Below are 25,429 nucleotides of genomic sequence, written 5' to 3' on the forward strand. Positions count from 1 at the left end.
GAAACCATGCTCAATCGACGCAGCGTCCTGCTTGCCTCCCTCGCCGCCGGAGTAGCCATGACCAACAGAGCCCACGCCCGCGCGGCGCAGCCTGCGACGCCGATCAATTTCGACGTGCCGGCGCATGCCTGCGACTGCCATACCCACATTCATGGCGATGTCGAAAAGTTTCCGTTCTTCGCCGGGCGCGTCTACACGCCGGAGCCGGCTTCGCCGGAAGAAATGGCGGCGCTGCACAAGGCGCTGCATATCGAGCGCGTGGTGATCGTGACGCCGAGCGTCTACGGCACCGACAATTCGTCCACTCTGTTCGGCATGAAGGCGCGCGGCGCGACCGCGCGCGGCGTCGCCGTGATCGACGACAAGACGCCGGAGAGCGCGCTCGATACGATGCATCAGGACGGCTTCCGCGGCATCCGCCTCAATCTGGCGACCGGCGGCGTCAATGATCCCAATGTCGGCCGACCACGCTTCACCGCCGCCGTCGAGCGCATGAGGACGCGCGGCTGGCACGTGCAGCTCTACACCACGCTGACCATGATCTCGGCGATCAAGGACCTGGTCGAGACGGCGCCGGTGCCCGTCGTGTTCGACCATTTCGGCGGCCTCGACGCTTCGCTCGGGCTGGAGCAGCCGGGCTTCTCCGATCTCGTCGCACTGGTGAAGTCCGGCAAGGCCTACGTGAAGATCTCCGGCGCCTATCGTTCGTCCAAGCTCGCGCCCGACTATCAGGACATGGTGCCCTATGCCCGCGCGCTGATCACGGCGAATGCCGACCGCATCGTCTGGGGCACCGACTGGCCGCATCCGGATTCGAGCCGCGTCGAGGGACGCAAGCCCACCGACATCGCGCCGCTCTATCAGATCGACGACGGCCGCCTGCTCAACCAGCTCCCGGTGTGGGCGCCGGACGCGGAGGTGCGCAAGAAGATCCTGGTCGACAATCCGGCGCGGCTCTACGGGTTCTGACGGTCAGCGCGCGCGGCGGGAGAAAAAGGAGATCAGGACCGGCAAGGTCACCAGGATCACGACCGGCGCCAGCATCATGCCGGTGACGACGACGACCGCGAGCGGCTTCTGCACCTGCGAGCCGATGCCTTCGGACAGTGCCGCCGGCAGCAGGCCGACGCCTGCGACAACGCAGGTCATCAGCACGGGCCGGAGCTGCAGCTCGCCGGTGCGCACGACCGCGCCCATGCGGTCCATTCCCTCCTCGATGAGCTGGTTGAACTGCGAGATGATGATGATGCCGTCCATCACGGCGATGCCGAACAGCGCGATGAAGCCGATTGCCGCGGACACGCTGAACGCCGTGCCGGTGATCAACAGCCCGAGCACGCCGCCGAAGATCGCCATCGGGATCACGCTCATCGCGAGCAGCGTGTCCGCCATCGAACCGAAGTTGAACCAGAGCAGGATGCCGATCAGCGCCAGCGAGATCGGCACCACGATCGACAGTCGCCGGATCGCGTCCTGGAGATTGCCGTACTCGCCGACCCATTCCATGTGCGAGCCAGGCGGTAGTTGCACCTGATCGGCGATCTTCTGCTGCGCCTCGCGGATCGCGCTGCCGAGGTCGCGCTCGCGCACCGAGAACTTGATCGGCAGATAGCGCTCCTGCTGCTCGCGATAGATGTAAGCCGCTCCCGAGACGAGGTTGATAGTGGCGACCTCGCTCAACGGGATCTGCGTGACGGTGCCGTTCGGCCCGGGCGCGCCGACCCGCAAATTCTGGATCGCCTCGGCACTCCGGCGGTATTCCGGCGCGAGGCGAACGATGATCGGAAAATGGCGGTCACTTCCAGGCTCATAAAGGTCGCCGGCGGTGTCGCCGCCGATCGCGACCTTGATGGTGGCATTGATGTCGCCCGGCGCAAGGCCGTAGCGCGCGGCCTTGGCGCGATCGATGTCGATCTGGACGGTCGGCTGCCCGAGCGAGGTGAACACCGCAAGGTCGGTGACGCCCTGCACGGTGGCCAGCACCGACTTGATCTTGTTGGCGGTGTCGGTGAGCGCCTGGAGGTCGCTGCCGAACAGCTTGATCGAGTTCTCGCCCTTCACGCCGGAGACGGCTTCCGAGACGTTGTCCTGGAGGTATTGCGAGAAGTTGAACTCGACACCGGGGAAGCGATCGTCGAGCTGCTTGAGCAGTTGCGCGGTCAATTCTTCCTTGTCGTGCGTGCCGGGCCATTGGCTCGCGGGCTTGAGCGGCGCGAAGAACTCGGCGTTGAAGAAGCCGGCCGCGTCGGTGCCGTCGTCGGGACGACCGTGCTGCGACACAACGGACTCGACCTCGGGCCGCGCGCGGATCACCTTGCGCATCTCGTTGACATAGGAATTGCCTTCCTGCAGCGAGATGGTCGGCGGCAGCGTGGCGCGGATCCAGAGATTGCCCTCTTCCAGCTTCGGCAGGAATTCGAGACCGAGCAGCCGGCCGAGTGCCACCGTCATCACCACGAGGCCGACGGCGCCGCCGAGGACGATGTTGCGGTTGGCGACGGCCCAGTTCAGCACCGGCATGTAGAGCCGGTGCAGGATCAGCATGACCTTCGTCTCGGTTTCCTGGACGTGGGCGGGCAGGATGATCGCGGACAGCGCCGGCGTGACAGTGAACGTCGCAAGGAGCCCGCCGGCGAGCGCATAGGCATAGGTGCGGGCCATCGGCCCGAAGATGTTACCCTCGACGCCGGAGAGCGTGAACAGCGGCAGGAAGGCCGCGATGATGATTGCCGCTGCAAAGAAGATTGAGCGCGAAACGTCCGCCGCGGCGCTGAGGATTGCATGGCTCTTCATGCCGAACAGCGTCTCATTCGACATCTGCTCGGTTTCCGACACCGGCGTCGTCTCGGTCAGACGCCGGAAGATCGCCTCCACCATGATCACGGTGGCATCGACGATCAGGCCGAAATCGATCGCTCCGACTGACAACAGGTTCGCCGATTCTCCGCGGAGCACCAGGATGATCACGGCGAAGAACAGTGCGAATGGAATGGTGGCGCCGACGATCAGCGCGCTGCGGAGATCACCAAGGAATATCCACTGCAACAGCACGATCAGCAAAATGCCGACCACCATGTTGTGCAGCACGGTGTGAGTGGTGAGCTCGATCAGATCCCCACGGTCGTAGATGCGCTCGATGCGCACGCCGGGCGGCAGGATGCTGGAGTTGTTGATCTGCTGGACCAGCTGGTGGACGCGCTTGATGGTCGGCGAGCTCTGCTCGCCGCGCCGCATCAGGACGATGCCTTGCACGATGTCGTCGGCCTCGTCGATGCCGGCGATGCCGAGGCGGGGTTTCTGGCCGACCGTGACGGTGGCGACGTCCTTGACCAGCACCGGGTTGCCGCCTGTCTGCGCCACCATGGTATTGGCGAGATCGTCGATCGAGCGGATCAGGCCGACGCCGCGCACCACGGCCGATTGCTGGCCGATATCCACGGTGTTGCCGCCGACATTGACGTTGGAATTGCCGACTGCCTGGAGCAATTGCGGCAGGGTCAGGCCGTTGGCGACCAGCTTGTTGAAATCGACCTCGAGCTCATAGGTCTTGCTCTTGCCGCCCCAGCCGGTGACGTCGATGACGCCGGGCACGGCCCGGAAGCGGCGCTGCAGGATCCAGTCCTGGATGGTCTTGAGGTCGAGCACGCTGTAATTCGGCGGGCCGACGAGACGATACCTGAAGATTTCGCCGATCGGGCTGAGCGGCGAGATTTGCGGCTGCACGTTACCGGGCAGCGGCGCGAGCTGCGCCAGGCGGTTCAGCACCTGCTGCAACGCTTCGTCATAAGTATAGGCGAAGGAGAATTGGAGCTTGATGTCGGAGAGGCCGTAGAGCGAGATGGTGCGGATGGTGGTGAGGTTCTTCAGACCTGCGACCTGGGTCTCGATCGGGATCGTGATGTAGCGCTCGATCTCCTCCGCCGACAGGCCCGGGCTTTGCGTCACGATGTCGACCATCGGCGGGGTCGGATCGGGATAGGCCTCGATGTTGAGCTGGTTGAACGCGATCAGGCCGCCGATCAACACGGCGACGAACATGCCGACCATCAGAAAGCGCCGGTTGACGGCAAGGGCGACGAGACGATCCATTCAGGTCTTCAATTTCTTTGGGTCGTCGATCAGCTGCCTGACGCCGCGCGGTCGATGAAAAGGCTGCCTTTGGTGACGATCTGCTCGCCAGGCTTCAGATTGCTGGTGACTTCGACGAGGTTGCCGTTGATGAGACCGGTCTTGATCTGGCGCAGCTCGACCGATTTGTCCTCGCGCGCGACCCAGAGGCGAACCTTGTCGGCTTCATAGATCAGCGCCTGCTTCGGCACCGCCGGCGCGGCGCGGTCGCCGGCCGAATAGATCGTGACATTCGCGAACATCTCCGGCTTCAGCAGCCCGTCCTGGTTGTCGATGGTGGCGCGGACCAGCAGGCGGCGGGTGGTGGGGTCGATCGCGGCGGCAACGTAGTTGATCTTGGCAGCGAGCGGACGGCCCGGCAGGGCCATCACATTGACGCTGATGTCCTGCCCGATGCACACCGCGGCCGCATCGCTCTCCCGCACGAAGGCGGTGAGCCAGACCGTGGAGAGATCGCCGACCACGAAGACCGGATCGCTGGCGCCGGCGCTGACATATTGGCCGGGGCCGATCTTGCGCTGCACGACCGTGCCGGAAATCGGCGAGTAAATCGTGATCTCCCGATTGATCGTACCCTTTTCCTGGAACGTCTTGATGGTCTCGTCGGTGAAGCCGAGGATGCGCAGCTTGTTGCGCGCGGCTTCCAGCGCCGTCACCGCGGAGCGCATGTCGTTCTGCGCCTGGATCTGGGTTGTTTCCGCCTGCTGGTAGTCCTTCAGCGGAATGGCGTGCCCCTCGTAGAGATCCTTGGCGCGTTTGTACTGGATGTCGGCGAGATCGATCGCCGACTTCGCCTTGTTCTGCGCAGTCATCGCCGCGATGAAATCGTTCTGGGCCTGCACCGTGTCGGCGGCCTCGATCGTAAACAGCGGTTGACCTTGCTTCAGCATCTCGCCGGGCTTGGCCAGCAGCTTGGTGACCCGGCCCGCATAGGGCGAAAACACCGGTGTCGAGCGGTCCTCGTCAACGGCGACCTTGCCCTCGGTGACATATTCGGCGCGGAAGGTCTTGGCCTTGACCGGCTCGATCGTCAGCGTCGCCCATTCGGACGGCGTCGGCGTGAAGGTCTGCGCATTCTTGCGTGACTGGCTCGAGATCTCGGAGGGCTTCTTTTCCTTCGGCCCCGCATAGAGGAAGCCGTAGGCCCCGGCACCGGCAAGAGCTAGTAAAACTACGGACACGATCATCCGTTGTCTTGTAAACACCTGCAATCGCTTGGTATTTTCAACTGCCATGGAGCCCGGTCGTGTCTGCGGCGATCTCGGCAGACGCCTGCCTTGTCGATCGCGCTAATACTGCCGAATTGGGAGTTCAAACAACCTAAAAAACGCCTCGCACCTTTCGGTTTGCGTTAAAATTTTGCGACACGTCAGCTTCACGTCAGCTTCGCTCCGGCCACTGTGCCGGATGGCTGCCAAGCGGCATTGCCGGACGGCCCCATCGCGCCGGCGTCTTCGATAGCAGTGCGGAATGGCGCACTGCCTTCAACGTGCCGAAGCCAGATGGCACGCTCTCGATGAACGCAGCGTGTACGGCCTCGCCCGTAAGATCCGTGGTATTCAGCCCGCCGTCGAGCCGGCCGAGATTCCACAGCCACCGTCCGGTCTGCGCCAGCGACACGCGCACGTGCCAGCTGCCGCCTTCGCGCGCCTGGCGCGCTTTGGCCATCATCGCGCCGAACGCCATCAGATAGCCGGTGGCGTGATCGAGGATCTGTGCCGGCAATTCCTTGGGCGCATCGATGCCGGCGGCCCGCCCTTCGGCATGATTGAAGCCAGTCGCGGTCTGCACCAGAGAGTCGAAGCCGCGCCGTTCGGCCCAGGGGCCGGTGTGACCATAGGCCGACAGCGTGACATAGACGAGGCCGGGATTGATTTGCGCTGCGTCCTCCGGCGCAAAGCCGAGCGCGGCGAGCGCACGCGGGCGATAGCCTTGCGAGAAGATGTCGGCGTCTTTCAATAGCTCGCGCAGCTGCGCACGCCCGGCCTCATTCTTCAACTCGATGGAGGTGGTGAGCTTGCCGCGACCGGTATCGATGGTGAGCCAGGGAATCGCGGGCAGCTGTGGCCCTGACACCAGCAGCACGTCTGCGCCGTGCGCAGCGAGCGTGCGGCCGGCGACGGGGCCCGCGATGACGCGGGAGAGATCGAGGACGCGAAGACCCGAGAGCGGACGATCGCCTCTTGGCCACGGCTTTGGCCGGGCCTCGCCGATCCTCTCGATCGATACCAGCGGCAGTTCGGCGAGTGCACGCGCCTGCGGCAGCACCGCCCATTCGTCATAGCCGCGCATCAAGGCGACGACGCCGCCTGCTGCGTAGGCCGCGGTTTCGAAATCCTCGCCGCGCCACTGCATCAACGCGGCTTGAACTTTCTCGCGTTCGGGCGCGCAGGAAAGCACCTTGCAGACGGCGTCACGATGATGCGGGAAATTGGTGTGGCAGCGGACGAAGCGGCCGTCGCCGGTCCGGTAGACGCCGGCGATGGCGTCCCAGGCCGGCGGTGGCGGCTTGTCATCGACGCGCAGATAGCGCTCGGAGCGGCATTCGGCGACGGCGTGGCGCATGTCGACATGAACATCCTGAGTCTCACCGCTGCGCAGTCGGCAGATTTCGGCGGCGGCAAGGCCGGCGGCGGCTATCGTCGTCTGGCCGGCGACGGCGACACGAAACGAGGATGGGATCTGTGGCTCGGTGCCGGTCAGCCGCACGCGATCCAGGGCGGACGCATCACCGCCGACGGAGGTCCAGATACTGCGAAGAATATCGGCGGGGCTTTGCATGGCCGCTTCTCTCCGTTTCCAGGAGCATGATCTTTCGGAAAACCGCTGCACACTTTCACGGATCATGCTGTAGTTTTTGCGACCATCCATCAGCACACAAGGGAATGCAATGGCCGCCATCGATCCCCTCACCGCAGGCGCCGTCTTCGTCGCGACGGCGGCCACCGACGCGGTCTATGTGATGTTCACCTCGGCCGTGGTCGCGCGCAAGCGCGTGCCGGCGGCGACCTGGAGCGCGATCTGGTACCTGCTCTCATCCTACGCGGTGATCAGCTACACCGAGAATGCATTCTATGTCGCCTTCGCGGCGCTCGGCTCCTGGGTCGGCGCCTACGCATCGCTGACCTTCCTGCACCGGCCGCCCGGCGGCCCGGCGGTGGGCGCGGCGCCGGAGTGAGGCGAGCGCATCTCCTTCCACGTCATTGCGAGCGAAGCGAACCAATCCAGAATCGTTGCTGCGGCATCCAGTCTGGATTGCTTTCGTCGCAAGAGCTCCTCGCAATGATGATTTGAAGGCTTCTGCGTGTCCCTTCAAGCAGCTACACTTCCTGCGACCAAGAAACAAAGAAGGAGTCCAAGATGGATCTCGGTCTGAAAGGCAAGAACGCGATCGTGCTCGGCGGCACGCGCGGGATCGGGCGGGCGATCGCGACGACGCTAGCCGGTGAAGGCGCCAATGTCGCGGTCTGCGCGCGCAATGCGGACCAGGTTGCGGCCACTGTCGCGGAGTTGAAGGCGGGCGGCATCAACGCCACCGGCGGCCCGGTCGACGTCACCAACGGCACGGCCCTGAAATCCTGGATCGAGGCTGCAGCAAAGGAGCTCGGCGGCATCGACATGCTGTTCTCCAATGCCGGCGCAATGGCGCAAGGACACGATCCCGCGTCCTGGGAGCAGAATTTCCGGCTCGACGTTCTCGGCGCCGTGCACGCTTTCGACGCGGCGCGGCCGTTTCTCGAGACAAGCGGTGCCAGCAGCGGCGATGCGGCCTTCGTGATCATCTCGTCGATCTCCGCGGCGCAGGCGGACACGGCGAGTTCCTACGGTCCGATCAAGGCCGCGCTGATCCACATGGCCAAGGGACTGGCGCGGCAATATGCGAAGAAGAAGATCCGCGTGAATGTCGTTTCACCCGGCACCGTCTATTTCAAGGGCGGCGTCTGGGAGATGATCGAGAAAAACATGCCGGAACGCTATAAGGATGCGATGAGCCGCAATCCGACCGGCCGCATGGCAACGCCGCAGGAGATCGCGAGCGCGGCGGTGTTTCTGGCAAGCCCGGTATCGGGGTTCACGACGGGATCGAACCTTGTCGTGGATGGCGCGATCTCGAACCGGGTGAATTTTTGAAGTGAGCCTGATTTGCGCGGCTTCCTCCACCGTCATGGCCGGGCTTGATCCGGCCATCCACGCGGTGCCGGAGCACTCGGAGAGACTGGATGCCCAGGTCAAGCCCGGGCATGACGACTGAGAGTGTGGCGCGCGATCCGCATCATCAAACTCGTGATCGCGAGCTCGCAATGAGATGTGGCGGCATCCTGCGCGCCGTGTCTTCAATGAAAATCGCGCGACGGCGGCAGGATGCGGACGTTGCGGGGGTGGCGGATTTTTTGCGCCGGCATGTCTGCGAGCGCGCGAGGGTCTTCGTTGAGCGGTTCGACCACGGTGGCTCCTGCCGGCACCGGATGCTTGCGGCTGAGCGCATCATTGGCCAATCCGACCAGATCGTGCGAGCGGTCGACCATGCGCTGGGCGATGAGATGCGTCACCTTCTCGGGGCTGCTCTGGATGTAGCCCTCGACCAGGATGAGGCGCGCGCCCATCACCTCCTTGCGGTACTGCTCCATGATCTTGGGCCACACCACGACGTTGGCGATGCCGGTTTCGTCCTCCAGCGTCATGAACACGACGCCGCTGGCGCTGCCCGGCCGCTGCCGCACCAGGACCACGCCGGCGCAGCGGACGCGACGCCGCTCGTTCTCATGGCTGATCTCCTTGCAGGCGACCACGCGCTCACGCGTAAACATCTCGCGCAAAAATTCCATCGGATGGCCCTTCAGCGACAGGCGGATGGTCTGGTAGTCCGCGACCACCTGCTCGGCGCGCGGCATCGCCGGCAGCGGTCTTGCGCCTTCGTCCGGCTGCTCGCGCGCGGTCGCCGCCTCGAACAGCGGCAGCGGCACGTCGTCGGGCAGCCGCCGCACCTGCCACAGCGCCTCGCGGCGGTCGAGCCCGAGCGAGCGGAAGGCGTCGGCATCCGCCAGCAGGATCAGCGCGCGCTTGGGCAGGCCGGTATCGCGCGCGAAGTCTTCCAGCGAGGAGAAAGGACGGCGATTGCGGGCGGCAATGATAAGGTCGGCCCAATCTTTCTGGCTGACATATTCCTTGCTTTGCCGCTTTGCCTGCTCGTTTTTCAGGAACTCCTCATCAGGATCAAGCCAGTGAAAACCGTCGATCTGGCGGAAGCCGAGGCGTACGGCGCAGAATTTGCCATCTGTATTTTCCAGCGTGTTCTGCGCAAAGCTGTAGGACACGTCGATGTCACGGACCTCGACGCCGTTCTTGCGGGCATCGCCGACGATCTGCGCCGGCGCATAAAAGCCCATCGGCTGGGAGTTCAACAGACCGCAGCAGAAAGCATCGGGATGGTAGTGCTTCAGCCACGACGAAATGTAGACCAGCTGCGCGAAGCTCGCCGCATGGCTCTCCGGAAAGCCGTAGGAGCCAAATCCCTTGATCTGGTCAAAGCAGCTTTTGGCGAAATTGGGATCGTAGCCACGCCGGATCATGTTGCCGATCAGCTTCTCCTCGTATTGGCCGATGGTGCCGACATTGCGGAAGGTCGCCATCGAGCGGCGCAGGCCGTTGGCTTCCTCGGAGGTGAAATGTGCGGCCTCGATCGCAATGCGCATCGCCTGCTCCTGGAACAGCGGGACACCGAGCGTCTTGTGCAGCACCTTGTAGAGTTCGTCCTTGTCGCCATGCTCCGGTGAGGGCGAGGGATAGCTCACCTGCTCGAGCCCGTTGCGTCGCCTCAAGTAAGGATGCACCATGTCGCCCTGGATCGGCCCGGGGCGCACGATCGCGACTTCGATGACGAGATCGTAGAAGGTCCGCGGCTTCAGACGCGGCAGCATGTTCATCTGCGCACGGCTCTCGACCTGGAACACGCCGAGCGATTCCCCGGCACACAACATGTCGTAAACCCTGGGATCGTCCTGCGGGACACTCGCCAGCACAAGACGCTCGCCCTTGTGCTGGTCGATCAGATCGAAACATTTCCTGATGCAGGTCAGCATGCCCAGTGCCAGCACGTCGACCTTCATCATATGAAGCGCGTCCACATCGTCCTTGTCCCATTCGATGAAGGTGCGGTCGTCCATCGCGGCATTGCCGATCGGCACATAGGTGTCGAGCCGGTCCTGGGTGAGCACGTAGCCGCCGACATGCTGGGAGAGATGGCGCGGGAATTCGATCAGCTCGGTCGCAAGCTCGACCGCAAGGTTGATCATGGGATTGTTGGGATCGAGCCCGGCCTGCCTGACCTGCATGTCGTTGAGGCCTTTGCCCCAGCTGCCCCAGACGGTGTCGGCGAGCGCGGCGGTGACGTCCTCGGTCAGGCCAAGCGCCTTGCCGACGTCGCGGATGGCACTGCGCGGGCGATAATGGATGACGGTAGCGATGATCGCGGCGCGGTGGCGGCCGTAGCGGCCATAGACATATTGCATCACCTCCTCGCGCCGCGAATGCTCGAAATCGACGTCGATGTCGGGCGGCTCCAGCCGCTCCTTGGAGATGAAGCGTTCGAACAACAGATCGACCTTGGTCGGGTCGACCGAGGTGATGCCGAGCACGTAGCAGACGGCCGAGTTGGCCGCCGATCCCCGCCCCTGGCACAAAATGTTCTGGCTGCGCGCGTAGTGGACGATGTCGTGCACGGTGAGGAAGTAGTGCGCGTATTTCAGCTCGGCGATCAGCGCGAGCTCTTTCTTCAAGGTGGCGCGCAGCTTGTCGTCGATCTCGCCACCGAAATACTTTTGCACGCCGGCCCAGGTCAGGTCCTCCAGATGTCCCTGCGCGGTCTTGCCCGGCGGCACCGGCTCGTCCGGGTACTGGTATTTGAGCTGGTCGAGCGAGAAGTCGATCCTGTCCGCAAAGCGTATGGTCTCCGCGATCGTCTCGGGGAAATCGCGGAACAACCGCGCCATTTCGCGCGGCGTCTTCAGGAATCGCTCGGCATTGGCCTCGAGCTTTCGCCCGACCGCCTCGATCGTGGTCTTCTCCCGGATGCAAGTGAGCACATCCTGAAGCGGCCGGCGGCCGGGATCGTGATAGAGCACCTCGTTGGTCGCGAGCAGCGGCACTTTGGCTTTTACCGCGAGATCGTCGAGCCGCGCCAGGCGGCGGCGGTCGTCGCCGCGATAGAGCAGGCTCGCCGCCAGCCACACGCCCTCGGCGCGACTGCCCTTGAGCTTTGCGAGAACATCCAGCGCCTGCGCCGGGTCGAAACGATGCGGTAGCGTCAGGACCAGGAGCTGGCCTTCCGAAAACTCGAGGAGATCGACGAAAGTGAGACGGCACTCGCCCTTCTCGATCCGCGTGATGTCGTCGCCGCGCTTGCCCCGGGTGAGAAGCTGGCACAGCCGGCCATAGGCCGCGCGGTCGTGCGGATAGACCAGGATGTCGGGCGTGCCGTCGATGAAGACGATGCGGGCGCCGATCAGCAGTTTCGGCTTGTGCAGCACCTCGTCATTGTCGAGTTCCTTGTAGGCCCGCACCACACCGGCGAGCGTGTTGTGATCGGCGATGCCGATCACCGGAATTCCCAAAGCGCTGGCTTGATGCACATAGGCGCGCGGATCCGAGCCGCCACGCAGGAAGGAGAAATTGGTGGTGATGCCGATCTCGGCATAAGCGGGCGTATTCATGCGAAGAGACCATGCACATACCAGCCGGGAGAAGCGGGCTTGCCGTCGCCGTCGAACACCTCTCCCTCGTAAAGACCATCGCGAAAGATCCAGAAACGCAGGCCCTCGGCATCCTCGATGCGGAAATAATCCCGCGTCAGCTGCTTGCCGTCCTGCCGCCACCATTCCATCGCGATGCGCTCGGGCCCTTCCACCCTCACCACCGCATGCAGCGCACGCCGCCAGGTGAATTGGTGTGGCGGACCATCAGGCACGGTCGCGAACGGCACCTTGATCGGCTCCGGCTTGTCGAACAGCCTTAAGGGACGCAGCGGCGGCTCGCTCTCGGTGCGCGCCGGCCATTCGGCCTGCATGGCAGAGGTGAGATGATGCTGCGCCGATGCAACCAGCACCGCGCTTTCGGGGATATGGGTCTCCTGCGGCAGGTGCACGACGACGCGTTTTCCCCCGATGCGCGCGGCGATGCGGTCGATCAGCGCGGCAAGCTCGTCATTGTCGTGGACATGGGCATCGAGATCGCGCTGCTCCTGCACCACGATCTCGGTGCGGCTCGCCGACAGCCGCACCATATCGAAGCCGAAACCGGGATCGAGGGGATCGGCGAGCGCATCGAGGCGTTCGCGGAATAGCCGGTCGATCACGGCGCTTCGCGTCACCGGACGTCCGGTCTCGATCGTGATCGCCCGCACCACGCCGTCGGTGCGGAAGAAGGCGGCCTCCAGCCGCCGCGCGCCCTTGCCCTGCTTCTCCATGGACGTAACAAGCGTGTCGGCGAGCCGCGACAGCGTCATCGCAATCATCGTGTCGGTCGCGATCGGCTCGGCAAAGCGCTTCTCCACGATGTAATCGGGCAGCGGTTTGCGCGGATTGATCGGCGCATCGCCCTGTCCGAGCGCATGCGCGAGCAGGGTTGAGAACCGCGCACCGAACCGCGCCGTGATCTCGTGCGGCTCGCGCGAGGCGACATCGCCGATGGTCTTCAAGCCGGCGCGACGCAAGCCGGTGGTGATGGCCTCGCCCGCACCGAGCGCGGACACCGGCAGCCCGCTGATCGCCTCCGCCTCTCCGCCATCGGCCACGATGGTGCCGGATGCCTGCCGCGTCAGCGTGCGGGCGCAGACCGAAGTGCCCGCGATCGCCGCGCTGACGGCAAAGCCCTGCCGGCCGAGCGCGCGGACCAGTGTTCGCAACAGCGCGGCTTCGCCGCCGAACAGATGCGCGCAGCCGGTGATATCGAGGAACAGCCCGTGCGGCGCATCGAACGCCACCAGCGGCGTGAAGCGGTCGCACCAGTCGGCGATGTCGCTGAGCGTCTTGGCATCGGCGACGGTATCGGCATCGAACACCTTCAAGTCAGGACACATCGCCCGCGCATTGGCCAGGGGTTGGCCGATGTACAGGCCGAGGCGCTCGGCGGCCTCGTCCAGCGCATGGATCACCAGCGCATTGTTGTCCTTGATGACGACGATGCTCGGCTCATGATTGGCCTTACCCAGCCCGGCGCTGCTGAAGAAGCGCTGGATCCGGTCGATGGGCAGGCGCGGCAGCCACAGGCTGAGGATACGTCGACGGCTCGCTGAACTGGCACTCATCACAACTCCATTCCATGATCCACCGGCCGCAGGGGCCATGACGATTGCGCAAGAGCTCGGCATCGAACACCGGCGCGCCCCAGGCGCTCCACATCGAGCCCGGCGGCGAATGCGCCGCCCGCAACATCCATCGTGTCTCCGCGGTGGAGGGCAGCGGCTGCGCGGCCATGCGCAGCATCAGACCGGTAACGCCCGAGCCTTGCGCAGCGAGCGTCAGCTTACGGCTCGCGACGAGATCGAACTGCCTGATCTCGCCCCAGAGCTCGATCACGACGGCCCCCAGCGCATCGCAGGCGAGTGCATCGGCAGAAGTGCGCAGCGCGCTCTCGACATCGGCGGCACGCACCATCACTACGCGGCGCGGGTCGAGCCCGAGCTCGGCGAGGCCGCTCATCGACAGCGCGCCGGTTTCGATTTCCGAAAAATCCTGCCGCACCCACAACAGCGGTCGACGCGCGCAGACGCGCCCAGCAAGCCCCATGACGAAGCCGGTGGCGGCCGCGCCCTGGCGTCCTTCGCAAAACACCTCGTGGATTGCCGCGCGCGCCAGCCCGCCCTTCAGCGCAGCGTCGGCCTCGCTATGGCCGAGCGCGACGCGCTCGTGCTGATGCGCGACCTCCGCGGTCTCGATGCGCTCGATCTGGCCGCGCAAGATCGCAAGCGCGCTTCCACGTGCGCCGCTCATGCTCGCCGCTCCTTCAGAGATTGGTGCCGTGGTCCTCAAAAGAAGAACCAACGGCTGGCTCATTTGTTCATGATATGTTCTAATATAAAGCTAACGGCGGCCACAGAGTCAATCGAATTGCGCGCTCAGGGATTGATGAGCTGAATCAAGGGGATTCCAGGATGGACGTACAACGCAAGCTGGAGATTCTGGCGGATGCCGCCAAATACGACGCGTCCTGCGCCTCCAGCGGCACCGAGAAACGGGATTCCAGCGACGGCAAGGGCATGGGCTCGACCGCGCCAGGCATGGGCATCTGCCATTCCTATGCGCCGGACGGACGCTGCATCTCCCTGCTCAAGGTACTGCTGACCAACGCCTGCAATTACGATTGTCTCTATTGCGTCAACCGCGCCTCCTCGAACGTAGCACGCGCCCGCTTCACCATCGAGGAGGTGGTCAAGCTGACGCTCGACTTCTACCGGCGCAATTACATCGAGGGCCTGTTCCTCTCCTCCGGAATCATCCGCAGCCCCGACTACACCATGGAGCAGGTGGTCAGCGTCGCGCGAAAACTGCGCGAGGAGCATCACTTCCGCGGCTACATCCACCTGAAGACCATTCCCGAAGCCGACGACGCGCTGATCGCGGAGGCCGGCAAATATGCCGACCGCCTCTCCATCAACATCGAGATGCCTGAGGAGACGAGCCTGCAGCAATTCGCGCCGGAGAAGGACGTCCGCGCGATCCGCCGCACCATGGGCCGGCTGCGGCTCAAGCTCGACGAAGCCGAGGACAGCCGCAGCGCAAAAACCAAGGCAAAACCGCAGCGCTTCGCGCCGGCCGGCCAGAGCACGCAGATGATCGTCGGTGCCGACGCGGCCTCCGATCACACCATTCTCCACACCAGTGCCAATCTCTACGGCGCCTACCGGCTGCGGCGCGTCTACTACTCCGCCTTCAGCCCGATCCCCGATGCGAGCCGCGCTTTGCCACTGATACAGCCACCGCTGCTGCGCGAGCACCGGCTCTACCAGGCCGACTGGCTGATGCGGTTCTACGGCTTCGACGTCGGCGAGATCGTCGACGACAGCGCGATGCTGCCGCTCGACATCGATCCAAAGCTCGCCTGGGCGCTGCGCCATCGCGACCGCTTCCCCCTCGACGTCAACCGCGCCAGCCGCGAGGAACTGCTGCGCGTGCCGGGCTTCGGCACCAAGGCGGTCGAACGTATCATCGCGACGCGGCGCACCAGCACGATCCGCGTGGCCGATCTCACGCGACTGCACGTGCCGCGAAACAAGGCGCTGCCGTTCATCGTCCTCAGCGATCACCGCCCCTCACCGCATCAGCTCGACGCTGCCGGGCTGATCGAACGATTCAGGCCGAAAGCAACGCAACTGGGATTTGGCTTCTGATGCAGTACATCATCCTCGACACCGAAACCGATTTCGGCGGCTGGCGCAAAGCCGCGCGTACGCTCGTACTACATCATGTGGAGCCGCGCGATGTCACCTGGACCGTGCGAGGCGGCGAAGCAGAGTTATTCGCGCCATCCGCGCCGTCTCCGATCCTCGAGGTGAACGACGGCACCTTCAACGTATCCGCAAAATTCGTCGAGCTCGCCAAGGCCGCAATTCTGCACCGCGATGTCGAGCGTTTTGCGATCCTCTATCGTCTGCTGTTCCGGCTGAAGGACAACCACGATCTCATCGAGGTCGCAACCGACCCTGATGTCGCGCAGGTCACTTCCATGGCGAGAGCGGTCTATCGCGACGAGCACAAGATGCATGCCTTCGTCCGCTTCCGCGAGATCGGCCGCGAACGCCAGGCCCATTACGTCGCCTGGTTCGAGCCGGAGCATCACATCGTCGAGCTCGCCGCGCCGTTCTTCGCCAAGCGCTTTGTCGACATGCCCTGGTCGATCCTGACGCCCGATCTATGCGCGCATTGGGACGGCCACGCGCTCTCGTTCACGCCGGGTGTCAGCAAGAGCGAGGCACCGGGCGATGACCGGCTGGAGGAAACCTGGCGGCGCTACTACGCCAGCATCTTCAATCCGGCCCGGCTCAAGGTGAAGGCGATGCAGGCCGAGATGCCGAAGAAATATTGGAGGAACCTGCCCGAGGCTTCGATCATTAAGCCCTTGATAGAGGACGCCGAGCGCATGACCGGCGCCATGATCGCCAATGCCGCAACCGATCCGCATAAGCCTCAGAAGCGGCCGGAGGCTCCGATGAAACGCAAGCCAGCTGCCGACGATCTCGAAATGCTCCGCGAGGAAGCCGCCCATTGCCGCGCCTGTCATCTCTACAAGGATGCGACGCAGACCGTGTTTGGCGAGGGCCCGAAGAACGCCAACGTCATGCTGGTCGGCGAGCAGCCCGGCGACAAGGAAGACCTCGCCGGCCATCCCTTTGTCGGTCCGGCCGGACAGATGCTCGACCGCGCGCTGGAGGAGGCCGGCGTCGACCGCAAGAAGGTCTATGTCACCAATGCCGTGAAGCACTTCAAATTCGTGCCGCGCGGAAAGATCCGCCTGCACCAGAAGCCGAACACACCTGAGATCCGGGCGTGCCGGCAATGGTATGAGCGGGAAGTTTCGGCAATCCAGCCGGATCTCATCGTGGCGATGGGCGCCACCGCCGCGCAAAGCGTGTTCGGCAAGATCACCCCGATCGGCAAGAACCGCGGCCGGCTCATGGACCTTCCCGACGGACGCAAGGCGCTGGTGACGGTGCATCCGTCTTATCTGCTGCGGCTGCCCGATCCGGAATCCAAGGTGCTGGAGTATCAGCGCTTTGTCGATGATTTGAAGATCGCTGCCGGCTTGCAGAAGAAGGCTGCACGGGCCGCCTGAGTATTGGCAGGGAAACCAGAGCGGCGGCCTGCTGATAGCAACCTGCACCGGCGTCAGCTTCGCGCACGGCTCGAACGACGGCCAGAAGGGCATGGGCCTGATCATGCTGATCCTGATCGGCACCGTGCCGACTGCTTATGCGCTCAACCGCGCGCTGCCGGAATCCCAAGTCGCCCAGTTCCAGAAAACGTCCGACGCGGCATCCAAGGTGATCTCTCCCTCTCCCCGTTCTTACGGGGAAGGGCAATTGCCTTGCACATTCAGCACACGTCGTCATGCCCGGCTTGTCCCGGGCATCCACGTTCTATGCACTGCGTGGTAAGGCGTGGATGGCCAGGACAAGCCCGGCCATGACGCTGTGGTTACTGTCAGTGCCCGAGCCCGAACCTCATCGCCATTGCCTACAGCAAGCGGGACAAGGTGAACGACTCGGCATTACGACGCCGCGAGCTGTTCCTCGACCAGCTTCACCCAATACGACGTGCCGTAGACGATCGCCTCGTCGTTGAAATTGTAGGCGGGATGGTGCAGGCCGGCACTGTCGCCGTTGCCACAGAAGATGAAGGCGCCGGGCCGCGCTTCCAGCATGTAGGCGAAATCCTCGCCGCCCATCAGCGGCGCCATCTCGTGCACATTGGCCTCGCCCGCGACCTGCGTGGCAATGCGACGCGCCACCTCGGTCTCCGCCGCATGATTGTTCACGACGGGATAATTGCGCTTGTAGTGCAGGTCGATCTTGGCGCCGGTGATCTGTGCGACGCCGGCCACGACTTCATGCACGCGCTTCTCGACCAGCTTGCGCACTTCCGGCGACAGCGTGCGGATGGTGCCTCTCAACGTCGCGGTCTGCGGAATGACGTTGCGGGCGTTGCCGGCGTGGAATTCGCAGATCGAGATCACCGCGGATTCAAGGGGATCGACGCTGCGCGCGACGATCGACTGCAGTGCCGTGATCACCTGCGCGCCGACCAGCACGGAATCGACGCATTTGTGCGGACGCGCGGCGTGGCCGCCGACACCCTCGATCATGATGTCGACCTCGTCGGTCGCTGCCATGATCGGACCCGGCCTGATCGCGAACGAGCCGATTGGGATGCCCGGACCGTTGTGCATGCCGTAGACTTGCTCGATGCCGAAGCGCTCCATCAGGCCGTCCTTGACCATTGCCGCGCCGCCGGCGCCGCCCTCCTCGGCGGGCTGGAAGATCACCACGGCATCGCCGGCAAAATTGCGGGTCTCGGCGAGATAGCGGGCGGCACCCAGCAGCATCGCAGTGTGGCCGTCATGGCCGCAGGCGTGCATCTTGCCGGGCGTCTTGGAGGCGTAAGGCAGATTGGTCTGCTCCTCCACCGGCAGCGCGTCCATGTCGGCACGCATGCCGATGACCTTGAGCCCCTCGCCGGCTGGCCTGTTGCCCTTGATCACACCGACGACGCCGGTCTGGCCGAGGCCGGTCACGACCTCGTCGCAGCCGAACTCCCGCAAGCGATCCGCGACGAATGCTGCAGTGCGGTGAACGTCATACAGCAGCTCGGGGTGCTCATGGATGTCCCGGCGCCAGGCCTGAATATCGGGTTGGAGGTCGGCGACACGGTTCACGATGGGCATGGAGGGTCTCAAGCCTTCTTGGGAATATGGGAATACAGGACTGTCTATCATGCAAGCGTCAGTCCACCCAACTCCCTGGGATCGGGGTCTGGCCCTGACGAACGGACATGGCCGGGCTTGTCCCGGTCCGGCGGGTCTGCCTATTAGGACGGAACGTTAAGTGACCATCCGGGTGGAAACAGAATGCCAAGGCGGCTTGAAGGTGAGTTTGACTACATCGTCGTCGGAGCCGGGACGGCGGGCTGCATCGTCGCGAACCGGCTGTCAGCCGATCGCAGCAATCGCGTTCTCGTCCTTGAAGCCGGAGGCGACGACAATTGGATCTGGTTCCACATCCCCGTCGGCTATCTCTTCGCCATCGGCAATCCCCGTTCCGACTGGATGTTCAAGACCGAGGCTGAGCCCGGCCTGAACGGCCGTTCGCTGGCTTATCCCCGCGGCAAGGTGATCGGCGGCTGCTCGGCGATCAATGCCATGATCTCGATGCGCGGACAGGCTGCCGATTACGATCACTGGCGCCAGCTTGGCCTGACCGGCTGGGGCTATGACGACGTGCTGCCGCTGTTCAAGCGTATCGAGGACCACTTCCTCGGCGCCAGCGAGCATCACGGCGCCGGCGGCGGCTGGCGCATCGAGGCGCCGCGGCTGTCATGGGACATTCTCGACGCGGTCGGTGACGCCGCCGAGGAGATGGGCATCAAGCGCATCCCGGATTTCAACACCGGCGACAACGAAGGCACCAGCTACTTCCACGTCAACCAGAAGCGCGGCCGGCGCTGGTCCTCGGCGCGCGGCTTCCTCAAGCCCGCCTTGAGGCGCCCCAATCTGCGGCTCGAGAAGCACGTGCTGGTCGACCGTCTCATCATCGAGCAGGGCCGCGCTGTCGGCGTGCGATTCATCCAGAACGGCGAGATCGTCGAGGTGCGCGCGAAGCGCGAGGTGGTGCTCTCGGCCGGCGCAATCGGCTCGGTGCAGGTGCTGCACCGCTCCGGCATCGGACCCGCCGACTGGCTGTCGCCGCTCGGCATCGACATCGTGATGGACAAGCCCGGTGTGGGGCGCAACCTCCAGGATCACCTCCAGCAGCGCGCGATCTACAAGGTCGAGGGCGTACGCACGCTGAACGAGACCTACTACAATCTGTTCCGCCGTGGCCTGATGGGGCTCGACTACGCCTTCCGCCGCCGCGGACCGCTGACCATGGCGCCGTCGCAGCTCGGCATCTTCACGCGCTCCGATGCGACGCGCGCCCGCGCCAACATCCAGTTCCACGTGCAGCCGCTGTCGCTCGACAAGTTCGGCGATCCCCTGCATCGTTTCCCTGCGATCACCGTCAGCGCCTGCAACCTCCAGCCGACCTCGCGCGGCACCGTGCGGCTGCGTTGCGCGAGCCCGGACGAGAAGCCGATCATCGCGCCGAACTACCTCTCGACCGACGACGATCGCCAGGTCGCCGCCGACGCCATTCGCACCACGCGCCGCCTGATGCAGCAGAAGGCGCTGGCAAAATACCGGCCCAGCGAGTACCTGCCGGGGCCGACGGTCGGCGACGACGACGCCTCGCTGGCCAAAGCTGCTGGCGACATCGGCACCACCATTTTCCACCCCGTCGGCACCGCCAAGATGGGCACGGCAAACGATCCGATGGCGGTGGTGGATGAGCGCCTGCGCTTCTATGGCCTCAGCGGCCTGCGCATCGTCGATGCCTCGATCATGCCGACGATCACTTCGGGCAACACCAACACGCCGACCGCGATGATTGCGGAGAAGGGGGCGACGATGATCCTGGAGGATGCGAAGTAGCCGCTATCGTGTCCCGGACGCGGCGCAGCGCAAAGCGGTGCTGCGCCTTGCCCGGGACACGGGACTGCACTCACGAAATCGTCATCCCATTCAGGAATAAACCCGCCCCTCCCCTGATCACGTCCCGAAGCCCAATTCCGGGCGACGTGGAGAGGCGCTATGAGCGGACAAGATCACGGGGATGACGGCGTCAGCCGCCGCAAGGTGCTCGAATGCATGACCTGGGCCGGCACCGGAGTGCTCTGGACCGTCACGGGCGGCGTGCCGCGCTCGCTCGGCATCATCGATTCCGCTGAGGCCGCGACCGCGGCCGCGCCCGGCATGAGCTTCCTCCAGATCAGCGACAGCCATGTCGGCTTCGACAAGCCGGCCAATCCCAACGCGCTCGGCACGCTGGAGGAGGCCGTGAACAAGATCAACGCAATGCCGGCGAAACCCTCCTTCATGATCCACACCGGCGACATCACCCATTTGTCGAAAGCCGCCGAGTTCGACAATGCCGAGAGGATCATCTCGCAGACCAAGCTCGACGTGCACTACGTGCCCGGCGAACACGATTTCATCGACGAGGAGGTGAAGCTCTATCGCGAACGCTACGGCCGCGGCACCAAGGGGTACGGCTGGTACTCTTTCGACGCCGGCGGCGTGCACTTCATCGGCCTCGTCAACGTCGTCGATCTCAAGGCTGGCGGCCTCGGCAATCTCGGCGCCGAGCAGCTCGCCTGGCTGGAGGACGATCTCCGCGGCAAGTCGAAATCGACGCCGATCGTGTTGTTCGCGCACATCCCGCTGTGGACGGTCTACCCGCAATGGGGCTGGGGAACCGAGGATGGTGGCCGCGCGCTGGAATACGTCAAGGGTTTTGGCTCGGTCACCGTGCTGAACGGGCACATCCATCAGGTGATGCAGAAGGTCGAGGGCAACGTCACCTTCCACACCGCGCGCTCGACCGCCTTCCCGCAGCCGGCACCGGGGGCCGCCCCCTCGCCCGGACCGATGAAGGTCGAGGACGCAAAGCTCCGCTCCATGCTCGGCGTCGCCAGCATCAGTTTCAAGCAGAACGAGCAGCGGCTCGCGATCATCGACACACCGCTTCAGGGCTGAGTTTGAACGGAAGCTGACAATGAAGACACTCAATCGCCGTGACTTCGGTGTCCAGCTCGGTCTGGCCTTGGCCGCAGCCATGCTGTTGCCCGCAACAAAAGCCCGCGCCGACGACATGGACGTGCACATCGACAATTTCGTGTTCCAGCCGGCCGAGCTCAAGATCAAGGTCGGCACCACCGTGACCTGGACCAACCGGGACGACATTCCGCACACCGTGGTGTCGGCGGGCAAGTTCAGGTCCAAGACCCTGGACACCGACGACAAGTTCTCCTTCACCTTCACCAATGCGGGCGAGTACAAGTATTTTTGTTCGCTGCACCCGCACATGACGGGGATGATCAAGGTTGAGTAACGTCTTCAACCTAGGCATCAACGTCTTGCCCGGCCGGTGGTCCCACGCCGGCCGGGCGCGTGCGTGTTCGATGACGGCAAAACAAGACGCAGAGGCAAAGCGAGGAGCGATGCCCGCCACCGACGATGTACAGAAGGCGCAGCGTTTCCGCGAAGCGGCGCTGCCCCATCTCGACGACGTCTATACGCTCGCGCGCTACCTGCTGCGCGACGCCTCCGACGCCGAAGACGCGGTGCAGGAGTGCTATCTGCGCGCGCTGAAGCATTTTGACAGTTATCGCGGGCCGGCAATGAAGCCCTGGCTGTTCGCGATCCTGCGCAACGTCTGTAACGCCGAATATGCGCGGCGCGCGCACAGACCGACCCCGATCGAGGATACTCCCGGCGCCGCCGAGCAGACGCCGCTCTGGCAGGAGACCGAAGCGAATCCGGAAACCGAAGTGCTGCGCAGCCGCGATGCCGGCGCGATCCGCAAGCTGATCGACACGCTCGCCGAACCGTTCAAGGAGACCTTCGTGCTGCGCGAAATCAACAATCTGTCCTATCGTGAAATCGCCGAAGCCGTCGGCGTCCCCGTCGGTACCGTGATGTCCCGCCTCGCCCGCGCCCGCGCCATGCTGCGCGCGGCCTGGATGGCGGGAGAGGAGCAAGCAAGATGACCTGCGACGAAGCAAGGATCCTGCTTCACGCGTTGCTCGACAACGAGCTCGACGCCGGCCATGCGCGCGAGGTCGAAGCCCATGTCGCCGGCTGCCCGAACTGCACAGTCGAGCTTGCCGCACAGCGCGAGATGCAGCGCGTGCTCGCCGACACCAATTTACGCTACACCGCACCGGCAAGCCTGCGCAGCCGGATCGAAGCCTCGCAGGCGCAGCGCCAGCAGCCGTCGCGCCGCGCCGTGCTGCGCGGCTTTGCGATGGGCTCGGCGGTCTCCGCGCTCGCCGCTTCCGGCGTTGTTGCCGTGGTGTTGCGCCAGGACGACCAGCAGCGCATCTTGTCGGAGGTCGTCTCCGCGCATCTGCGCTCGCTCCAGGCCGGCCACCTCACCGACGTCGTCTCCACCGACCAGCACACCGTCAAGCCCTGGTTCAACGGCAAGCTCGACGTCGCCCCGCCCGTGATCGATCTCACCGCGCAGGGTTTTACCCTGGTCGGCGGCCGGCTCGACTATATTGATGCGCGCGCCATCGGCGCCGTCGTCTACAAGCGTCGGCAGCACGTGATCAATTTGTTCGTGTCGCAAACCGCGAGCACCGAGCACCGGCCGCCGAAGACGCAGTCGATGCAGGGCTTCAACTGCCGCCGCTGGGGTGACCGCGGCCTGAACTTCTGGGCCGTCAGTGATCTCGGCGCCGACGAGCTCGCCGAGTTCGTCGATAAGTTCGACGCGGCGATGAAGGCGAATGTGGAGGGGTAAAGGCGCTCCTAGAGGGCAGCGAAGCTGCACCGTATGGTTGCACCATTGACCGGTCGCTGCTAATTCGGCGTCATGCACCGCATTCTTTTTCTCGTGATTGTCTTCACCTCGACGATAGCCTCGTGCGGACCGGCAGCGTCCCGTAATGGACTAGCCACCACGATGCGCGCTGTCCTCTATGAAGAGAGCATTGGCAACCCGAAGGGCGATCGCGCGGTCGGACAAGTCACCTGGCGGGTAGAACCGACGACAGATGCGTCTGCCCCGCCCGGCGACGTCACGGTTCGCGGCGACGTCGAAGTGCCTTCGCGAAATCTGCGGATGACACGCTCCATTCGACGCAATTTCGATTCGTCCCTGCCCGCCACTCACACGGTGCAGATCGAATTCGCGCCTTCGCTCGATTTCGCCGGCGGCAGTATCAAACAGGTCATGGGCCTGCTCATGAAGAGCAACGAAGCGGCCAAGGGTGCACCGATTGCCGCGCTATCGGTGAGGATCGACGACCGGCATTTCCTGATGGGTCTCTCCGCTGTCTCGCAGGACGCGTCCAACAATTCGCTTCTGATCCGAAGCAGAGCTTGGATGGACATCCCGATGATCTATGCGACGCAGCGCCGCGCCATTCTCGCGGTCGAGAAGGATGGCGACGTCCTGCCGCTGTTCAATGCGGTGTTTTCTGAAGCGATGACGAGAAAAGTCGAGAGCCCGGCTCGGCAAGGCGCTCGATCGCATCGAGACCCCGAACAAGCCCAAGGCCGCCTGAATGATCAGCCTTAAGCCGACCTTCTCACCGCGTTGTCGACCAGCGTCTTGCCGAGCGACCAGATCGCACCGGGGACCTTGTGGCTGCCTGCAATGACGTCGTCGAAGGCGCGCTCGATCCAGCTGCAGTCTTCCTCGGTGATGGTGAGCGGCGGCAGCAGCTTGATGGTGTGGCTGCCGTGGCCCGCCACTTGCGTGAGGATCTTGTGATCCTTGAACAGCGGCACGGTAATGAGCTGGCAGAACAGGCCCTTGTTGGCGGCCTCCAGCACGTTCCACGAGGCGCGCAGGCGCAGCGATTTCGGCGGGCCGAACTCGATGCCAATCATCAGGCCCTTGCCGCGGACTTCCTTCAACAGCTCGTAGCCGGGCACCATGCGCGTCAGCGCAAGGCGCAGCTCGGCGCCACGCTTGGCGGCCGCCTCGATGAGCTTCTCGGATTCCATCACGTCGAGCGTGGCAATGCCCGCGGCCATCGCGAGGTCGTTCTTCGAGAACGTGGAACCGTGCACCACCGCGCGGTCCATCTGGTTGAAGATCTTGTCGAAGATGCTCTTGCGCGTCAGCACCGCGCCGACCGGCACGTGGCCGCCGGACAGCGACTTCGACAGCAGCACCATGTCGGGCTCGACGTTCCAGTGCTCGACCGCGAGGAAGCGGCCGGTGCGGCCCATACCGGTCTGGATCTCGTCGGCGACGAACAGCGTGCCGTATTTCTTGCAGAGCGCGGCCGCGCCGGGCAGGAACTCGTCGGTGGGCATGTTGACGCCCTTGCCCTGGATCGGCTCGACGACGAAGGCCGCGACCTCGCGCGAGGCCAGCGCCTTTTCCAGCGCGGCCAGATCATTGAATGGGATCGGGGTGCAGCCCGGCAGCAGCGGCTCGAAGCCGGTGCGGAAATTCGAGTCACCGGTCAGCGACAGCGCGCCATAGGTCAGGCCGTGATAGCCGTGGGCGCAATACACGATGCCGGGCCGGCCGGTAGCGCCGCGCGCGAACTTGATCGCGGCCTCGACGCATTCCGCGCCGGAATTGGCGAAGAACGCCTTGTCGAGATAGGGAACGTATTTCAGCAGCCGTTCGGCCAGCACGCCGGCGAGCGTCGAGACATCGAACTGGACGAGGTTGGGAAGGTCGGCATCGAGCACGCTCTTGAGCGCATCCCGCATGACAGGATGATTGCGCCCGATCGCAAACACGCCAAAGCCGGACAACAGGTCGAGATAGCGAGCGCCCTCGCGGTCGTAGAGATACTGCCCCTGGCCCTTCTGGAAGCCGACATCGTAGCCGATGGTCTTGAGAACCCGAACGAACTGCTCGTTCAGATACCGATTGTGCAGGGTGCTGCGCTGGGCCTGACGGTCCGCGAATAGCTGAGACATGTCTGGATTTGGGCTGTGCATCCGCTACATACTTCGCTTGAGG

19 protein-coding genes and 1 pseudogene are annotated in these 25,429 nt (G+C 64.3%); 12 read left to right on the forward strand and 8 right to left on the reverse strand.

Annotated features, from left to right (window positions below):
• Positions 1 to 6: 6 nt before the first annotated feature.
• Positions 7 to 969, forward strand: coding sequence for an amidohydrolase family protein (locus BRAD3257_RS25710; RefSeq protein WP_122404181.1), 963 nt, complete (start codon positions 7 to 9; stop codon positions 967 to 969).
• A gap of 3 nt (positions 970 to 972) precedes the next feature.
• Here BRAD3257_RS25710 and BRAD3257_RS25715 read toward each other — a convergent pair whose 3' ends face one another.
• The 3 genes from BRAD3257_RS25715 to BRAD3257_RS25725 form a co-directional block, all read right to left on the reverse strand.
• Positions 973 to 4,089 carry an efflux RND transporter permease subunit gene (locus tag BRAD3257_RS25715; RefSeq protein ID WP_122404182.1) on the reverse strand — a complete coding sequence of 1,039 codons (3,117 nt, stop codon included), beginning with the start codon at positions 4,087 to 4,089 and terminating at the stop codon, positions 973 to 975.
• Positions 4,090 to 4,118: 29 nt separating this feature from the next.
• Positions 4,119 to 5,363 (reverse strand): efflux RND transporter periplasmic adaptor subunit, encoded by a 1,245-nt coding sequence (locus BRAD3257_RS25720; protein WP_122404183.1) that lies wholly within the window; start codon positions 5,361 to 5,363, stop codon positions 4,119 to 4,121.
• A gap of 145 nt (positions 5,364 to 5,508) precedes the next feature.
• A complete protein-coding gene (locus BRAD3257_RS25725) occupies positions 5,509 to 6,909 on the reverse strand; it encodes a CoA transferase (RefSeq protein WP_122404184.1) in 1,401 nt (466 codons plus the stop codon).
• A 109-nt stretch (positions 6,910 to 7,018) separates the two neighbouring features.
• On the opposite strand from BRAD3257_RS25725, the gene BRAD3257_RS25730 reads away from it, so the two are divergent.
• Together BRAD3257_RS25730 and BRAD3257_RS25735 are read left to right on the forward strand one after the other, a co-directional pair.
• Positions 7,019 to 7,306 (forward strand): hypothetical protein, encoded by a 288-nt coding sequence (locus BRAD3257_RS25730; protein WP_122404185.1) that lies wholly within the window; start codon positions 7,019 to 7,021, stop codon positions 7,304 to 7,306.
• 182 nt (positions 7,307 to 7,488) lie between these two features.
• Complete coding sequence (locus tag BRAD3257_RS25735; protein ID WP_122404186.1) at positions 7,489 to 8,259, forward strand: SDR family NAD(P)-dependent oxidoreductase; 771 nt, start codon at positions 7,489 to 7,491, stop codon at positions 8,257 to 8,259.
• A 203-nt stretch (positions 8,260 to 8,462) separates the two neighbouring features.
• Here the strand turns inward: BRAD3257_RS25735 and BRAD3257_RS25740 are convergent, their stop codons facing one another.
• Genes BRAD3257_RS25740 through BRAD3257_RS25750 form a run of 3 tightly spaced genes read right to left on the reverse strand, consistent with a single transcriptional unit; the run spans position 8,463 to position 14,114 of the window.
• A complete protein-coding gene (locus tag BRAD3257_RS25740; protein WP_122404187.1) occupies positions 8,463 to 11,837 on the reverse strand; it encodes an error-prone DNA polymerase in 3,375 nt (1,124 codons plus the stop codon).
• Positions 11,834 to 13,429, reverse strand: a complete 1,596-nt coding sequence (locus BRAD3257_RS25745) for a Y-family DNA polymerase (RefSeq protein ID WP_162500364.1) — start codon at positions 13,427 to 13,429, stop codon at positions 11,834 to 11,836. The genes BRAD3257_RS25740 and BRAD3257_RS25745 overlap by 4 nt, the downstream gene beginning before the upstream one ends.
• A complete protein-coding gene (locus tag BRAD3257_RS25750; RefSeq protein ID WP_122404188.1) occupies positions 13,326 to 14,114 on the reverse strand; it encodes an ImuA family protein in 789 nt (262 codons plus the stop codon). The genes BRAD3257_RS25745 and BRAD3257_RS25750 overlap by 104 nt, the downstream gene beginning before the upstream one ends.
• A gap of 161 nt (positions 14,115 to 14,275) precedes the next feature.
• On the opposite strand from BRAD3257_RS25750, the gene BRAD3257_RS25755 reads away from it, so the two are divergent.
• The 3 genes and pseudogenes from BRAD3257_RS25755 to BRAD3257_RS40625 all read left to right on the forward strand — a co-directional run.
• Positions 14,276 to 15,511 (forward strand): putative DNA modification/repair radical SAM protein, encoded by a 1,236-nt coding sequence (locus tag BRAD3257_RS25755; protein ID WP_122404189.1) that lies wholly within the window; start codon positions 14,276 to 14,278, stop codon positions 15,509 to 15,511.
• A complete protein-coding gene (locus BRAD3257_RS25760; RefSeq protein WP_122404190.1) occupies positions 15,511 to 16,953 on the forward strand; it encodes a UdgX family uracil-DNA binding protein in 1,443 nt (480 codons plus the stop codon). Before BRAD3257_RS25755 ends, BRAD3257_RS25760 begins: the two co-directional genes overlap by 1 nt.
• 25 nt (positions 16,954 to 16,978) lie before the next feature.
• A pseudogene (locus BRAD3257_RS40625) lies at positions 16,979 to 17,170 on the forward strand (inorganic phosphate transporter); the annotation flags it as partial.
• Positions 17,171 to 17,388: 218 nt separating this feature from the next.
• Here BRAD3257_RS40625 and BRAD3257_RS25770 read toward each other — a convergent pair.
• Positions 17,389 to 18,561 carry a M20 aminoacylase family protein gene (locus BRAD3257_RS25770; protein WP_122404191.1) on the reverse strand — a complete coding sequence of 391 codons (1,173 nt, stop codon included), beginning with the start codon at positions 18,559 to 18,561 and terminating at the stop codon, positions 17,389 to 17,391.
• A gap of 183 nt (positions 18,562 to 18,744) precedes the next feature.
• Here BRAD3257_RS25770 and BRAD3257_RS25775 point away from each other — a divergent pair, with 183 nt between their 5' ends.
• From BRAD3257_RS25775 to BRAD3257_RS25800, 6 genes are all read left to right on the forward strand, one after another.
• The gene (locus tag BRAD3257_RS25775) at positions 18,745 to 20,364 is read left to right on the forward strand and encodes a GMC family oxidoreductase (RefSeq protein ID WP_122404192.1); all 1,620 of its coding nucleotides are present in this window, start codon (positions 18,745 to 18,747) and stop codon (positions 20,362 to 20,364) included.
• A gap of 159 nt (positions 20,365 to 20,523) precedes the next feature.
• A complete protein-coding gene (locus BRAD3257_RS25780; RefSeq protein ID WP_122404193.1) occupies positions 20,524 to 21,468 on the forward strand; it encodes a metallophosphoesterase family protein in 945 nt (314 codons plus the stop codon).
• 19 nt (positions 21,469 to 21,487) lie between these two features.
• Positions 21,488 to 21,823, forward strand: a complete 336-nt coding sequence (locus tag BRAD3257_RS25785) for a cupredoxin domain-containing protein (protein ID WP_122404194.1) — start codon at positions 21,488 to 21,490, stop codon at positions 21,821 to 21,823.
• A gap of 109 nt (positions 21,824 to 21,932) precedes the next feature.
• Positions 21,933 to 22,481 carry a sigma-70 family RNA polymerase sigma factor gene (locus BRAD3257_RS25790; RefSeq protein ID WP_162500365.1) on the forward strand — a complete coding sequence of 183 codons (549 nt, stop codon included), beginning with the start codon at positions 21,933 to 21,935 and terminating at the stop codon, positions 22,479 to 22,481.
• Complete coding sequence (locus BRAD3257_RS25795; protein ID WP_122404196.1) at positions 22,478 to 23,239, forward strand: anti-sigma factor family protein; 762 nt, start codon at positions 22,478 to 22,480, stop codon at positions 23,237 to 23,239. The genes BRAD3257_RS25790 and BRAD3257_RS25795 overlap by 4 nt, the downstream gene beginning before the upstream one ends.
• 72 nt (positions 23,240 to 23,311) lie before the next feature.
• The gene (locus BRAD3257_RS25800) at positions 23,312 to 24,019 is read left to right on the forward strand and encodes a hypothetical protein (protein WP_145987024.1); all 708 of its coding nucleotides are present in this window, start codon (positions 23,312 to 23,314) and stop codon (positions 24,017 to 24,019) included.
• Here BRAD3257_RS25800 and hpnO read toward each other — a convergent pair.
• Positions 24,016 to 25,407, reverse strand: coding sequence for an aminobacteriohopanetriol synthase HpnO (hpnO, locus tag BRAD3257_RS25805; protein ID WP_122404198.1), 1,392 nt, complete (start codon positions 25,405 to 25,407; stop codon positions 24,016 to 24,018). The two genes, BRAD3257_RS25800 and hpnO, sit on opposite strands and share 4 nt — an antisense overlap.
• Positions 25,408 to 25,429 lie beyond the last annotated feature (22 nt).

It is taken from the genome of Bradyrhizobium vignae, assembly GCF_900324035.1.
Taxonomy (GTDB): Bacteria; Pseudomonadota; Alphaproteobacteria; order Rhizobiales; family Xanthobacteraceae; genus Bradyrhizobium; species Bradyrhizobium vignae.

Excerpts from the sequence above, each read along its gene's own strand:
- BRAD3257_RS25710 (WP_122404181.1), top strand. The coding sequence starts at position 7 with ATGCTCAATCGACGCAGCGTCCTGCTTGCCTCCCTCGCCGCCGGAGTA.
- BRAD3257_RS25715 (WP_122404182.1), bottom strand. The coding sequence starts at position 4,089 with ATGGATCGTCTCGTCGCCCTTGCCGTCAACCGGCGCTTTCTGATGGTC.
- BRAD3257_RS25720 (WP_122404183.1), bottom strand. The coding sequence starts at position 5,363 with ATGGCAGTTGAAAATACCAAGCGATTGCAGGTGTTTACAAGACAACGG.
- BRAD3257_RS25725 (WP_122404184.1), bottom strand. The coding sequence starts at position 6,909 with ATGCAAAGCCCCGCCGATATTCTTCGCAGTATCTGGACCTCCGTCGGC.
- BRAD3257_RS25730 (WP_122404185.1), top strand. The coding sequence starts at position 7,019 with ATGGCCGCCATCGATCCCCTCACCGCAGGCGCCGTCTTCGTCGCGACG.
- BRAD3257_RS25735 (WP_122404186.1), top strand. The coding sequence starts at position 7,489 with ATGGATCTCGGTCTGAAAGGCAAGAACGCGATCGTGCTCGGCGGCACG.
- BRAD3257_RS25740 (WP_122404187.1), bottom strand. The coding sequence starts at position 11,837 with ATGAATACGCCCGCTTATGCCGAGATCGGCATCACCACCAATTTCTCC.
- BRAD3257_RS25745 (WP_162500364.1), bottom strand. The coding sequence starts at position 13,429 with ATGAGTGCCAGTTCAGCGAGCCGTCGACGTATCCTCAGCCTGTGGCTG.
- BRAD3257_RS25750 (WP_122404188.1), bottom strand. The coding sequence starts at position 14,114 with ATGAGCGGCGCACGTGGAAGCGCGCTTGCGATCTTGCGCGGCCAGATC.
- BRAD3257_RS25755 (WP_122404189.1), top strand. The coding sequence starts at position 14,276 with ATGGACGTACAACGCAAGCTGGAGATTCTGGCGGATGCCGCCAAATAC.
- BRAD3257_RS25760 (WP_122404190.1), top strand. The coding sequence starts at position 15,511 with ATGCAGTACATCATCCTCGACACCGAAACCGATTTCGGCGGCTGGCGC.
- BRAD3257_RS25770 (WP_122404191.1), bottom strand. The coding sequence starts at position 18,561 with ATGCCCATCGTGAACCGTGTCGCCGACCTCCAACCCGATATTCAGGCC.
- BRAD3257_RS25775 (WP_122404192.1), top strand. The coding sequence starts at position 18,745 with ATGCCAAGGCGGCTTGAAGGTGAGTTTGACTACATCGTCGTCGGAGCC.
- BRAD3257_RS25780 (WP_122404193.1), top strand. The coding sequence starts at position 20,524 with ATGAGCGGACAAGATCACGGGGATGACGGCGTCAGCCGCCGCAAGGTG.
- BRAD3257_RS25785 (WP_122404194.1), top strand. The coding sequence starts at position 21,488 with ATGAAGACACTCAATCGCCGTGACTTCGGTGTCCAGCTCGGTCTGGCC.
- BRAD3257_RS25790 (WP_162500365.1), top strand. The coding sequence starts at position 21,933 with ATGCCCGCCACCGACGATGTACAGAAGGCGCAGCGTTTCCGCGAAGCG.
- BRAD3257_RS25795 (WP_122404196.1), top strand. The coding sequence starts at position 22,478 with ATGACCTGCGACGAAGCAAGGATCCTGCTTCACGCGTTGCTCGACAAC.
- BRAD3257_RS25800 (WP_145987024.1), top strand. The coding sequence starts at position 23,312 with ATGCACCGCATTCTTTTTCTCGTGATTGTCTTCACCTCGACGATAGCC.
- hpnO (WP_122404198.1), bottom strand. The coding sequence starts at position 25,407 with ATGCACAGCCCAAATCCAGACATGTCTCAGCTATTCGCGGACCGTCAG.